The 12,406-nt window shown below is 36.7% G+C and carries 14 protein-coding genes; all 14 read right to left on the bottom strand.

Annotated elements, in window-relative coordinates; genetic code table 11:
* Positions 1 to 4: 4 nt before the first annotated feature.
* Positions 5 to 547: an ATP-dependent protease subunit HslV gene (gene hslV, locus CKJ95_RS05555; protein WP_099352410.1), complete on the bottom strand. Its 543-nt coding sequence runs from the start codon at positions 545 to 547 to the stop codon at positions 5 to 7.
* Between the two features lie 16 nt (positions 548 to 563).
* Entirely contained in the window at positions 564 to 1,466 is a 903-nt protein-coding gene (xerC, locus tag CKJ95_RS05550) for a tyrosine recombinase XerC (RefSeq protein WP_099352409.1), read from the bottom strand.
* A gap of 159 nt (positions 1,467 to 1,625) precedes the next feature.
* The gene (gene topA / locus CKJ95_RS05545; protein WP_099352408.1) at positions 1,626 to 3,758 is read right to left on the bottom strand and encodes a type I DNA topoisomerase; all 2,133 of its coding nucleotides are present in this window, start codon (positions 3,756 to 3,758) and stop codon (positions 1,626 to 1,628) included.
* Positions 3,759 to 4,035: 277 nt separating this feature from the next.
* Positions 4,036 to 4,917 (bottom strand): DNA-processing protein DprA, encoded by an 882-nt coding sequence (gene dprA / locus CKJ95_RS05540; RefSeq protein WP_099352407.1) that lies wholly within the window; start codon positions 4,915 to 4,917, stop codon positions 4,036 to 4,038.
* 67 nt (positions 4,918 to 4,984) lie between these two features.
* The gene (gene sucD, locus CKJ95_RS05535; RefSeq protein WP_099352406.1) at positions 4,985 to 5,887 is read right to left on the bottom strand and encodes a succinate--CoA ligase subunit alpha; all 903 of its coding nucleotides are present in this window, start codon (positions 5,885 to 5,887) and stop codon (positions 4,985 to 4,987) included.
* A 17-nt stretch (positions 5,888 to 5,904) separates the two neighbouring features.
* The gene (gene sucC, locus CKJ95_RS05530) at positions 5,905 to 7,065 is read right to left on the bottom strand and encodes an ADP-forming succinate--CoA ligase subunit beta (RefSeq protein WP_099352405.1); all 1,161 of its coding nucleotides are present in this window, start codon (positions 7,063 to 7,065) and stop codon (positions 5,905 to 5,907) included.
* Between the two features lie 293 nt (positions 7,066 to 7,358).
* Complete coding sequence (locus CKJ95_RS05525) at positions 7,359 to 7,649, bottom strand: EscU/YscU/HrcU family type III secretion system export apparatus switch protein (RefSeq protein ID WP_099352404.1); 291 nt, start codon at positions 7,647 to 7,649, stop codon at positions 7,359 to 7,361.
* Complete coding sequence (locus CKJ95_RS05520; protein WP_099352403.1) at positions 7,646 to 8,242, bottom strand: hypothetical protein; 597 nt, start codon at positions 8,240 to 8,242, stop codon at positions 7,646 to 7,648. Before CKJ95_RS05520 ends, CKJ95_RS05525 begins: the two co-directional genes overlap by 4 nt.
* The gene (locus CKJ95_RS05515) at positions 8,242 to 9,018 is read right to left on the bottom strand and encodes a ribonuclease HII (protein ID WP_099352402.1); all 777 of its coding nucleotides are present in this window, start codon (positions 9,016 to 9,018) and stop codon (positions 8,242 to 8,244) included. Before CKJ95_RS05515 ends, CKJ95_RS05520 begins: the two co-directional genes overlap by 1 nt.
* Positions 9,019 to 9,101: 83 nt before the next feature.
* The gene (gene ylqF, locus CKJ95_RS05510) at positions 9,102 to 9,944 is read right to left on the bottom strand and encodes a ribosome biogenesis GTPase YlqF (RefSeq protein ID WP_099352401.1); all 843 of its coding nucleotides are present in this window, start codon (positions 9,942 to 9,944) and stop codon (positions 9,102 to 9,104) included.
* A 49-nt stretch (positions 9,945 to 9,993) separates the two neighbouring features.
* On the bottom strand, positions 9,994 to 10,527 hold the full coding sequence (gene lepB, locus CKJ95_RS05505) for a signal peptidase I (RefSeq protein ID WP_099352400.1): 534 nt from the start codon (positions 10,525 to 10,527) through the stop codon (positions 9,994 to 9,996).
* 145 nt (positions 10,528 to 10,672) lie between these two features.
* Positions 10,673 to 11,017: a 50S ribosomal protein L19 gene (gene rplS, locus CKJ95_RS05500; RefSeq protein WP_099352399.1), complete on the bottom strand. Its 345-nt coding sequence runs from the start codon at positions 11,015 to 11,017 to the stop codon at positions 10,673 to 10,675.
* Between the two features lie 134 nt (positions 11,018 to 11,151).
* Positions 11,152 to 11,889, bottom strand: a complete 738-nt coding sequence (gene trmD / locus CKJ95_RS05495) for a tRNA (guanosine(37)-N1)-methyltransferase TrmD (RefSeq protein ID WP_099352398.1) — start codon at positions 11,887 to 11,889, stop codon at positions 11,152 to 11,154.
* A 1-nt stretch (position 11,890) separates the two neighbouring features.
* Entirely contained in the window at positions 11,891 to 12,403 is a 513-nt protein-coding gene (gene rimM / locus CKJ95_RS05490; RefSeq protein ID WP_099352397.1) for a ribosome maturation factor RimM, read from the bottom strand.
* Between the last annotated feature and the right edge of the window lie 3 nt (positions 12,404 to 12,406).

Here is a 12,406-nt window from a genome sequence, read left to right as displayed (position 1 = left end):
CTCCTTATAGTTCTTCAACTATAATATTTTCATTTGTATACACACAAATTTCACTCGCGATTTCTAATGAAGCTTTTGCAATTTCTCTTGCAGTTAAATGATCGCCTGAATATTTTTTCAATGCACGTCCTGCAGAAAGCGCGTAATTCCCACCAGAGCCAATTGCCAAAATCCCATCATCTGGCTCAATTACTTCTCCTGTTCCAGAAATCAGAAGCAAGTCCTTCTCATCCATCACAATTAGCATTGCCTCTAATTTACGGAGAACTTTGTCACTTCTCCATTCTTTTGCAAGTTCAACCGCGGCCCTTTGCAAATTTCCATTAAACTCTTCTAGGCGTCCTTCAAACATTTCAAATAGGGTAAACGCATCTGCGACCGATCCTGCAAACCCGGCAATAACCCTTCCTTGAAATAGTTTTCGTACCTTTCTTGCTGTATGTTTCATAACAACGGCATTTCCAAAGGTAACTTGACCATCACCTGCCATTGCTGATTTTCCTTTATGTTTTACAGCGAATATTGTTGTTGCATGAAAATTAGACATTTCTCAAACAACCTCCTTATGCACGTGGATGTGAGGACTTATAGATATTTCGCAAATGATCCTTTGTAACATGTGTATACACTTGTGTTGATGACAAACTTTCATGGCCCAGCAGTTCTTGTACAGACCTCATATCAGCGCCCTCGTTTAAAAGATGTGTAGCAAAAGTATGTCTTAATACGTGTGGACTAATATGAATTGTAGAGGATGTCTTCTTTATCATATTATTTAAGATTAACCTGACTCCTCTTGTTGTTAGAGGTCCACCCCGGAAATTAAGAAATAAATGGTTTGTATGTACTGAAGCTTTTTCAAGTAATTCCTTGCGACCTATGGAAATATAGTTGGTTAGCGTTTGTTCAGCGTAGCTTCCAAAAGGTACATATCGCTGTTTATTTCCCTTTCCGTGAACAAACACAGTTCCTGTTGAAAAGTCCAAGTCCTGGAGTGTTAGCTTACAGCATTCACTCACACGGATTCCAGTCGCATATAGTAATTCAAGTAACGCTTGATCCCGTTGCCCTAAGCTAGTTGAAACATCCGATACTCTGAATAGCTTTTCCAATTCTTCTTCATATAAAAAATGGGGAAGTCTTTGTTCCCTTTTCGGTAATGACACCAGAATAAAAGGATTTTGAGAAATAACCTTTTCCCTTAAGAGGAAATTAAAAAAACTGCGCAATGTTGATATTTTTTTTGCAACAGTACGTCTTGCATATTGTTTCTTATAAAGCTCAGTTAGATACAAACGCACATCGGAATATGTTACGTCAGTAAGATTTGAGATCGTTTCTCGTTTCATAAATAAGAAAAAATGTTCGATTGATTGTTCATAATGCACAATAGTATATTCTGAATAATTTTTCTCGATTTGTAAATATTCTTTGAATAACTGTAACGATTTGTTCACATCTTCCAATATTTTCACCTCACAAGGGCTACTAAATATTATCACAATTTAGTAGCCCTTGCAAATAAAAACTCTGATTTTTTTACAAAATTCTGAATTGCGTAAGAAATCCGCTTTTTTAGATGAAAAATGGAAAGTGGTGAGCTGTTATTTGCTCACCACCACATGTTACTTCTGAGTTTCTTCTTTATAATCACACTGGGCACATTGTACCTGTATTCCTTTTTTGAGCTTTTTCTCAACTAACAGGCTTTCACACTTTGGACATTTCCGAGCAAGTGGTTTATCCCAAGATAGAAAATCACATTCTGGGTATTGATCGCAACCATAAAAGATTCTTTTCTTCTTGCTTTTTCTCTCAACAATATTTCCTTTTTCACATTTCGGACAAGGAACCCCGATTTCTTTTACAATCGGTTTTGTATTGCGACAATCAGGAAAATTTGAACAAGCCATGAATTTGCCATAGCGGCCCATTTTGTAAACCATAGGATGACCACAGTTTTCACAATCCACCCCTGCAGGTTCATCCTTAATCTCAACTTCCTTCATTTCTGATTCTGCAACTTCTAATCTTTTCTCAAAGTCTTGATAAAATTCATCGATAATTTTGATCCATTGTGTTTTTCCTTCTTCAATTTCATCAAGGTCATGCTCCATTTTTGCAGTAAATTCTACATCTAAAATTCTCGGGAAGAATTCGAGCATTAACTCATCTACGATTTCCCCTAATTCTGTAGGCACAAACCGCTTATTATCTAATGACACATATCCTCTTTTCTGGATCGTATCAAGAGTTGGTGCATAAGTGGACGGTCTTCCTATACCAAGTTCCTCCATGGTTTTAACAAGTCGAGCTTCCGTATATCTAGGAGGTGGCTGTGTAAAGTGTTGCTTCGGATCAATATCTGTAGCAAATACACGGTCACCCTCTTTTAAATCAGGTAGCATATTCTCTTTTTCTTCAACATTGTCATCATTACCCTCAACATAAACCTTCATAAATCCAGGGAATTTTACTTTTGAACCAGTGGCTCTGAACACAACGTCTCCATAATTTAGGTCAACACTCATCGTATCCATGATTGCTGATGCCATTTGACTTGCAACAAATCGCTCCCAAATCAATTTATACAATCTTAATTGATCTCGACTTAAATATTGCTTCACACTATTTGGTTCTCTGAATACTGATGTCGGGCGAATCCCTTCGTGAGCATCCTGTGTATTCGCACCTTTTTTCTCTTTTCTTTTCGTATCTGTTAAAAATTGTTTTCCAAATGTCTGTTCAATATATTGGGAGCTTTCGGCAACGGCTGTATCTGAAATTCGAGTTGAATCTGTACGCATGTATGTGATTAGACCAACTGTTCCTTCCTTGCCTAGGTCAATTCCTTCATATAATTGTTGTGCGAGCATCATTGTTTTCTTTGCACGGAAATTTAATTTACGTGCTGCTTCCTGTTGTAGGGAAGAAGTGATAAATGGTGGTGCTGGATTTCTTTTTCGCTCTTTTTTTGTGACAGAAGTAATGGTAAATGATTTCGCTTTCTTAGAAATCACCGCTGTTAACTCTTCATCACTCCCAGAGAATTCAGCTTCAATTTGAGAAAGGATATCTTCTACCTCAGCCACATTTGTTAACTCTAGTTTTTTTCCATTTACACCGTAAAATTGCCCTTCAAATTGTACATTTTCATTTTCTTTCAAAAAGTTCGCTTTGATTGACCAATATTCTTCCGGTTCAAAATCTTGAATCTCTTTTTCTCTATCAATAATCAATCTAACTGCTACTGATTGAACTCGTCCCGCACTTAAACCCTTCTTTACTTTCTTCCAAAGCAAAGGGCTAATATTATAGCCTACTAATCTGTCAAGAACACGTCTTGCTTGTTGTGCATCTACTAGTGCCTGATTTATTGGACGTGGATGTTTAAAGGACTCTTTAATGGCATCCTTTGTAATTTCGTTAAATACAACTCGACAATCAGAGGTTATATCAAGATCTAACGAGTGAGCCAAATGCCAAGCGATTGCTTCTCCTTCGCGGTCGGGGTCGGCTGCTAGATAGACTTTCTTTGCCTTCTTAGCGGCTGTCTTTAATTCCTTTAATACAGGGCCTTTTCCACGAATAGTAATATATTTTACTTCGAAATCGTTTTTTGCATCTACACCCATTTGACTTCTTGGGAGATCTCGTACATGGCCCATTGAAGCCTTTACCTTGTATTTTTTCCCCAAATATCTCTCAATTGTTTTTGCTTTTGCTGGTGATTCAACTATGACTAAATAGTCCGACATGTATCGCTTCCTCCTTAGAGGTTAAATTAATTTTCCATTTATAATAAATTTTACCTAAGTTACCGTAATCAAATGCGCCTTGGCGTATTTGCGCCCAGATTTTTTCGAGCTTGCTCGAAAAACTACCTCTAAAAATCTGTGGCATCCGCCGGAAGCTTTGACTTATTCAGTGGGGTTTAAACCCCACTGAATAAGTTAAATCCTCCATATTATTAAATATTCATGTACCGTTTGTCAAACTGTTAAATTTATTTTTATACATTTTAACTAGTTATTTTCATTCAAAAGTACGAATTTCTGATAAAATATCCTCGCTTGTAAGGACCAATTTTGCTCCAGATTGGATTAACTTATTTGTTCCTACACATGTAGGTTCTAATATCGAACCTGGTATCGCAAAGACCTCTCTGCCTTGGTTTAGAGCTTGATCAGCGGTAATTAAAGAACCGCTTCTTTCTTTTGCTTCAACAACTAGAGTTCCTTGAGTTAAACCACTAATAATTCGATTTCGCATCGGAAACTGCCATTTTTCGGGCTTTGTGGAAGGGGGATATTCAGAAATAAGTATATGATTCTGAGTGATGGTAGTTGCTAACTCTTTGTTCTCGTGAGGATAAATATGATGAAGACCGCCAGCGATGACTGCAATTGTTTTTCCATTATTTCGGATTGCTAATTGGTGTCCCATTGTATCAATACCACGCGCTAAACCACTAACCAATACCCAATTTTGCTTAATCAAAGGTTCTAAGACCTTTGTCATACTTTGTAAACTTGTTGATGATGGTGTACGTGAACCAACAACACTTAATAATTTCTTACTATTTAATAAAGATTTGTCCCCAAGCGTATAAATGACCCATGGTGGATCATAAATCTGTTTCAATAGTCTAGGATACTCTTGATCAAATATGGTAATAATCCCCACGTTATTATCGTTATATTGTTTTAGCATACTTTGGATTGATAAAGAATGCAAATCTTTTAGAAAAATAGTTAGTTGATTTTTAGACAAAGGAAGGATTTTTTCATAAAAGGATGGGGGGTATTTATAAATTTGGGAGAGGGTCGAATCATGCTGTAGAATTTTAAAAATTGACTTCCAACCTATTCCTCGGCAGTGGTGAAGATGTATTAGGTTTTCTCGAAATTTGTCCATATATTTCTCCTTTTTTTCATCAGAAAAAGACAGTTCTTAGACAAGAACTGCCTCTTTCGTGTTTTTATTAGTGAGTTTTACACTTTTCGTATAAACCTTTTTCTTTAAGAACAGAAATTAACGTTTCACCCATTACTGATGGTGTTTCAGCGACCTTAATTCCACATTCATTCATTGTTTTGATCTTTTCAGCAGCAGTACCCTTACCACCAGAAATAATTGCACCAGCATGGCCCATACGCTTTCCTGGAGGTGCAGTTTGTCCACCGATAAATCCAACAACTGGCTTAGTCATGTTTGCTTTAACCCATTCAGCAGCTTCTTCTTCAGCTGTTCCACCGATTTCACCAATCATGATAACCGCATATGTTTCTTCATCTTCGTTAAATGCTTTTAACACATCGATGAAGTTCGTTCCGTTTACAGGGTCTCCACCAATACCAACTGCAGTTGTTTGACCAATTCCAGCTTGTGTTAATTGATGTACAGCCTCATAAGTTAATGTACCAGAACGTGATACAACACCTACATGTCCTTTTTTATGAATATATCCAGGCATGATTCCGATTTTACATTCATCAGCAGTGATTACACCAGGACAGTTAGGACCTACTAAACGAGTCTTCTTACCTTCCATATAGCGTTTCACTTTTACCATGTCTAAAACTGGAATATGCTCAGTAATACAGATTGCTAAGTCTAATTCTGCATCAACTGCTTCGATAATTGCGTCTGCTGCAAATGGAGCAGGAACATAAATTACCGATGCTGTTGCACCTGTTTGTTCTACTGCTTCTTTTACAGTATTAAATACAGGAACACCTTCTACTTCAGTTCCACCTTTACCAGGTGAAGTACCACCAACAATTTTAGTACCGTATTCAAGCATTTGTTTTGTATGGAATAATGCAGTAGCACCTGTTATCCCTTGAACAATTACTTTTGTATCTTTATTAACAAAAACACCCATGTTTGTCCCCTGCCTTTCTATCCTACTAGTGATACGATTTTTTGTGCACCGTCTGCCATTGATTCTGCAGCAGTAATGTTCAGACCAGATTCTTGTAAAATCTTTTTACCTAAATCTACGTTTGTTCCTTCAAGACGTACTACTAGAGGAATTTCCAAGCCTACTTCTTTCGTTGCGGTTACAACACCTTCTGCGATTACATCACACTTCATAATTCCACCAAAGATATTTACGAAAATACCTTTAACGTTTTCATCAGATAAAATGATTTTGAATGCTTCAGTAACTTTCTCAGCAGTTGCGCCGCCCCCAACATCAAGGAAGTTCGCGGGATCGCCACCGTAGTGCTTAATAATGTCCATTGTAGACATAGCCAGACCTGCACCGTTTACCATACATCCGATGTTTCCGTCTAGTGAAATATAGCTTAAATCATATTTAGATGCTTCAATTTCTTTTACATCTTCTTCGTCTAAATCACGGTACTCAAGAACGTCTTTTTGACGGTATAATGCGTTAGAATCAAAGTTTAATTTAGCATCAAGTGCCATTACTTTACCATCGCCTGTTACAACTAATGGGTTAATTTCAGCAATTGAGCAATCTTTTTCAACGAATGCAGTGTATAAAGCAGTCATAAATTTAACAGCTTGATTCACTAATTCTTTTGGAATATTAATGTTGAAAGCAATTCGACGAGCTTGGAATGGTAATAATCCAACTACAGGGTCGATTACTTCTTTGAAAATCTTTTCAGGTGTTTTTTCAGCAACCTCTTCGATTTCTGTTCCACCTTCTTCAGATGCCATTAAAACAACGCGAGAAGTAGCACGATCAAGTACTAGTCCAATGTAGTACTCTTTTTTAATATCGCAGCCTTCTTCAATAAGAAGACGCTTTACTTCTTTACCTTCTGGTCCTGTTTGGTGAGTTACAAGCGTTTTACCTAGGATTTCATTAGCATATGTACGAACCTCATCTAGGTTTTTCGCTACTTTAACTCCACCCGCTTTACCACGACCCCCTGCGTGAATTTGTGCTTTAACAACACAAACTTGGGAACCAAGTTCTTTTGCAGCTTCAACAGCCTCATCAACCGTGAAAGCAACCTTACCATTTGGAACAGCTACCCCATATTTTCTGAGGATCTCTTTTCCTTGATACTCATGGATATTCATTTCCCATCCTCCATTCTTATGTATAAAAGCAAAGAATTTTTTGTCAGTCCAAATGTTATTATACATTTTCTTTTTTAAACTTTCTATGACAATTATAATTTTTCCGAAAAATCATATTTGCATAGAAATTCACATCATACTGAGATAGGGTTTTTTTCCCAAATCTTTATGACGTTAACTCGACAAAATTAGACTGCGCTTTCATTTTATAACTGAATTAACTACTTGTCTACCATTTCGATTGAATTTGTTATTTTTTCTGCAAATAATGACTAATTTACTATACCACGAAACTATTTTTTAGATTCTTCAAGGTTTTTATCTATTTGGTAAACAAAAGCAAAAATTTCTGCAATGACTTGATATAAATCTTCAGTAATCCCCTCATTTAATCTAAGTTCCCCCAATAACTCTACTAAAACTGTATCCTCTTGTATCGGAACTTCATGTTCCTTGGCCTTATCAATTATTTTTTTAGCGACTAGTCCTCTACCTTTTGCAATTACCTTAGGCTCAGAATCTATTTTTTCGTTGTATGACAAAGCAACAGCCATTTTCGTTTTGTTCTTTTGTAATTTTTTCATATTTTCAGATCTACTCTTTCATGATCAATAGTTGAATCAGTTTGACCAATCACTTTGTCCCTCTCTATTGGGTTACTTATTTTTATAGATGAAAGCTGATACCCTAATGGTTCTATATTAGCTCGGAGTGTTGATTTCAATTCTCTAACTAAAGACTTGATTCCTTCTGATTGATTAAAGATGACTATTGATAAAATGCGATTTTGAACCTTAACATCAATGACCACTTCATTTAAATTTTTGAGTTCAAGCGAAAAGAGTAGACGACAAAAATCAGAGTCAATTTCCCCATTTTTCTTCCTTCCAGACATCCGAAGTGATATGTTCTTATTATCTGGGGTATGAAAAATAAATTGTTGTTGAAGAAATTGGCTTGAGTCATTTGATGTTAGGTCAACTGTGTCCATTTGATGTAAAGGACTATGTTGGGAGCTATATTTAGAGATTTCACTCGTATTAGCTGTTAATAAGCTCGATAGGTTGGTGGAAGAACTTTGTGTTTTTTGTTCTTCTTGCCTTAAATTTGAAAGAGAGTGAAGCTTATGTACAGCTCCACTCTTAAATAATGCTTGAATTAAATGAATTGGAATCATCATTTTACCTCTATTAACTCTCGAATTGGGGCATATGAACGTCGATGTTCATATGTAACGCCATATTTTTTTAGCGCATCAAGATGATATGCTGTACCATATCCCATATGCTTTTCGAACCCAAATTGCGGATATTCATGACTTAAGCGAACCATTAATCGGTCTCTAGTCACTTTAGCAATAATTGAGCTCGCTGCTATTGAAACACTTTTTGAATCGCCTTTAATGATTGAAGTTTGAGGGATATCAATTGGTATTTCCATTGCGTCAACTAAAAGATGATCGGGTTTTTCAGAAAGACCCAAAAGTGCTTGTTTCATTGCTTGTTTTGTTGCTTGATAAATATTTACTTCATCAATAACTTTTGCTGGTATGATCCCAATACCAATAGAAATCGCACACTCTGTTATTTGTTGAAATAATTCTTCTCGCTTTTGCTCCGTTAGTTTTTTTGAATCATTTAGGCCCGGTAAAAAGGCGTCTTGAGGTAAAATGACAGCAGCCGCAACTACAGGTCCTGCCAATGGGCCACGACCTACTTCATCGACACCTGCTATAATATGATACCCCCTATTATAAAGATCTTGTTCATATTGGTTCATTTCTTTAAACTGTTGCTCTAGGGCCTTTTCTTCGGCTTTTTTCTTTCTCCATCGTTGCAATAGAACTTTAACCCCTTTGCGGGAATCATTTTCACAGTCTTTTAGAAACGGGTCCTGTTCATCATGTATCACGGCTAATTTTTTTTCGATTTCTTTGATTGTCAATTGTGACATGCTTTCACCTTCTATTTCTCGTACTCTATGTACTTAATATCGTCATTATTGAAAAAAAATGAAGGCTCGCTAAATAGCGAACCTTAAGGTTTCTCAAATGTAAGCCTGCCTAATTTTTCAGTACGAATTTCTCGAATAATTAATTCAGCTGTTTTATCATAGTCTACAAATCCACCAGACATCATGCTACCACGACGTTTGGCAATTTCATCAAATAGCAATACGATATCATCTGGAATTTCTTCAAGACCAAAACGTTCTTTTAAATTCTCAGGATAATTTTCTTCTAAAAATCTTAGGGCATACACAGCAATATCCTGCAGATTTAGAATTGTATCTTTAATAGCTCCAGTAGTTGCTAATTTAAGACCAACTTCTTGATCCTCGAATTTTGGCCAAAGAATTCCCGGTGTATCAAGGAGCTCTAGCTCTTTACCAACCTTGATCCATTGCTGAGCTTTCGTAATACCAGGACGGTCACCCGTTTGTGCAATGTTTTTCTTTGCTAAGCGATTAATTAATGTCGATTTACCGACATTCGGAATCCCTACAATTAATGCTCGTATTGCGCGTGGTCGAATCCCTTTAGCAGCCATTTTATCAAATTTCTCTTTTAAAATTACCTTTGCTTCACTAACGATTTGTTTCATGCCATTACCTTCTTGTGAATTAATAGCGAGGGCATGTACACCGTTTTCTTTATAATATGAAATCCATTCTTTTGTTACTTTTGGATCGGCCATGTCTGCTTTATTCAAAAGGAGAAGTCTTGGTTTATTTTTTATGATTTCATCAATCATTGGGTTTCGGGATGATGCAGGAATCCTAGCATCTACAAGTTCGAATACAATATCGATGAGAGAGAGTTTTTCTGTGACCTGTCTTCTCGCTTTTGCCATATGGCCTGGAAACCATTGAATTGTCAATATCTTCACCAACTTATATGGTTAATTTTTTTGAAAGTTGTTTTATAACCTATTTTACAATACCAAAATCAGATAGTGGCCAATAGATAAGGCTTGTTTCACCTAGGACTTCGCTGATTGGAACTGGACCGATATGGCGTGAGTCCTTACTGTAGCGGCGATTGTCCCCCATAACAAACAGGTGACCTTCTGGCACTTCTTCTAAAATAAATGGATCTGTAAGTGGTCCATCAATTAGGTTCTTCTTATATTCATCAAGATAGGGTTCTTCGTACGGTTCATCATTAATGTAGAGGATATCGTTTTTATATTCAATTCGATCACCAGGTAATCCAATTATCCGCTTGATGTAATCTTTTTCGACTGTTGCATGGAAGACTACGATGTCGAAGCGATCTGGTTTACCAACCTTATAGCCAATCTTATTCACAATCATACGGTCTTGGTGATGTAAGGTTGGCATCATTGAAAGCCCGTCTACCACAATCGGTGCAAAGAAAAAATAACGGATTACTGCTGCTAATATGACAGCAATGGCTAGCGCTTTAATCCATTCCCAAAGTTCATTTTTTTGTTTGGCCATCATTGCTCCTCCACCTGTTCTTTTCTCATCTACCAAATAGTTTTTTTATATTAGAATATAGTATGTATTATCCTACTATTATAAATAGAATTTGCGCAAATGTAAAAGGAGCTTGTTAATTTTATACAAGCTCCTTTCTCGTTTATTATCGAATTTCTTTAATACGTGCTTTTTTACCACGAAGTTCGCGTAAGTAGTATAATTTCGCACGGCGTACTTTACCACGGCGTACTACTTCAAGCTTCGCAATTTTTGGTGTATGCACTGGGAATGTACGTTCAACACCAACTCCGTAAGATACCTTACGAACAGTGAAAGTTTCGCTAATTCCACCACCACGACGCTTAATCACAACACCTTCATATACCTGAACACGCTCACGAGTACCCTCGATAACTTTAACGTGTACACGTACTGTATCTCCAGGACGGAAAACAGGAAGGTCAGTTCTTAATTGTTCTTTTGTGATTTCTTCAATAATGTTTTGCATCGTCTTTTCAACTCCTTCCAACAGATGCTCTTACCAATATTCATTCATTGCAGCGGAACATCTTAATAAGACAACGGACAATTTGCCCAAGTCACAAAGAGTATATTACCATAATTCTGTTACCGTTGCAATAGTTACTCTTCATCTATTTTAATTTCTTTTAACCATTTTTCTTGCTTTGGTGAAAGTTGATAGCTTTCAAGTAAATCAGGCCTTCTTTTATATGTTCGTCTTAGTGATTCTTTTTCCCGCCATTCCTCAATATGCATATGATTTCCAGATAAAAGGACATCAGGTACTGTCATTCCTCTAAAATCTGCTGGTCTTGTATAATGAGGGTGTTCTAGTAATCCCGTACTATGAGAATCGAGCACTGGTGAGTCCTCATTACCTAATACTCCTGGTAAAAGTCGAACAACACTATCTGAGATAACCATTGCTGCAAGTTCACCACCAGTTAAGACAAAATCACCAATTGAAATTTCCTCCGTACTTAGATTTTCTCTTATCCGTTCATCATAGCCCTCATAGTGACCACAAATAAAAATTAAATGATCTTCCTTTGCCAATTGTTCGGCTTTCCGCTGGGTAAATCTCTCTCCCTGTGGGCATAAGAGTATAACTTTAGGTTTTGATTCCGTTTGTTTAGTGAGATCTTCAACGGCATCAAAGATGGGCTGTGGCATTAATACCATTCCAGCTCCACCACCATAAGGATAGTCATCAACTTTTTGATGCTTGTTATCGGCATATTCACGAAAATTTACGACCCTAAACGAAACTTTCTCTTTTTCTTGTGCCTTTTTTAATATGGAATCACCAAGTACACCATTAAACATATTTGGAAAAAGGGTTAAGATATCAATTTTCATGTTAAATTAATCCTTCCATAAGGTGAATGGTGATTCTTTTTTCTTCAATATCAATTTCTTTCACGATATCATCAATAAACGGAATCAAAATTTCCTTACCCTTTGCACCTTTTACAACCCACACATCATTCGCACCTGGTGTTAATATTTCTTTGATAGAGCCTAATTCTTCGCCTTCCTCTGTTACAACAGTACAGCCAATAATTTCGTGGAAGTAGTATTCTCCTTCCTCTAATTCACCGAGTTGACTTTCATGTACTTTCACTAGGGAGTCTTTAAACTGCTCGACGTCATTAACGTTATCGTAGCCCTCAAATGTAACTAAATCAAAATTTTTATGAGTTCGGTGCGATTGGACTGTAACTTCTATAGGTTCTTTATCTGCTATAAAGATATGTAGTGTATTTCCAACCTTATAACGCTCTTCAGGAAAATCCGTTCTTGAGATAATGCGAACCTCGCCTCTGATTCCATGTGTATTTACAATTTTTCCGACGTTATACCACTTGTCCATTTA

This window comes from Fredinandcohnia onubensis (assembly GCF_002734285.1).
In the GTDB taxonomy this organism is placed as follows: domain Bacteria; phylum Bacillota; class Bacilli; order Bacillales; family Bacillaceae_L; genus Ferdinandcohnia; species Ferdinandcohnia onubensis_A.
Note: the sequence above shows the minus strand (reverse complement) of the source record. Positions and strands in the feature narration are given on the sequence as shown.

What these genes read in the sequence shown, in the direction of transcription:
- CKJ95_RS05520 (WP_099352403.1), bottom strand. Translation starts at nt 8,242, where the DNA reads ATGATTCCAATTCATTTAATTCAAGCATTATTTAAGAGTGGAGCTGTA.
- CKJ95_RS05515 (WP_099352402.1), bottom strand. Translation starts at nt 9,018, where the DNA reads ATGTCACAATTGACAATCAAAGAAATCGAAAAAAAATTAGCCGTGATA.
- sucD (WP_099352406.1), bottom strand. Translation starts at nt 5,887, where the DNA reads ATGGGTGTTTTTGTTAATAAAGATACAAAAGTAATTGTTCAAGGGATA.
- dprA (WP_099352407.1), bottom strand. Translation starts at nt 4,917, where the DNA reads ATGGACAAATTTCGAGAAAACCTAATACATCTTCACCACTGCCGAGGA.
- rimM (WP_099352397.1), bottom strand. Translation starts at nt 12,403, where the DNA reads ATGGACAAGTGGTATAACGTCGGAAAAATTGTAAATACACATGGAATC.
- hslV (WP_099352410.1), bottom strand. Translation starts at nt 547, where the DNA reads ATGTCTAATTTTCATGCAACAACAATATTCGCTGTAAAACATAAAGGA.
- topA (WP_099352408.1), bottom strand. Translation starts at nt 3,758, where the DNA reads ATGTCGGACTATTTAGTCATAGTTGAATCACCAGCAAAAGCAAAAACA.
- sucC (WP_099352405.1), bottom strand. Translation starts at nt 7,065, where the DNA reads ATGAATATCCATGAGTATCAAGGAAAAGAGATCCTCAGAAAATATGGG.
- lepB (WP_099352400.1), bottom strand. Translation starts at nt 10,527, where the DNA reads ATGGCCAAACAAAAAAATGAACTTTGGGAATGGATTAAAGCGCTAGCC.
- CKJ95_RS05525 (WP_099352404.1), bottom strand. Translation starts at nt 7,649, where the DNA reads ATGAAAAAATTACAAAAGAACAAAACGAAAATGGCTGTTGCTTTGTCA.
- trmD (WP_099352398.1), bottom strand. Translation starts at nt 11,889, where the DNA reads ATGAAAATTGATATCTTAACCCTTTTTCCAAATATGTTTAATGGTGTA.
- rplS (WP_099352399.1), bottom strand. Translation starts at nt 11,017, where the DNA reads ATGCAAAACATTATTGAAGAAATCACAAAAGAACAATTAAGAACTGAC.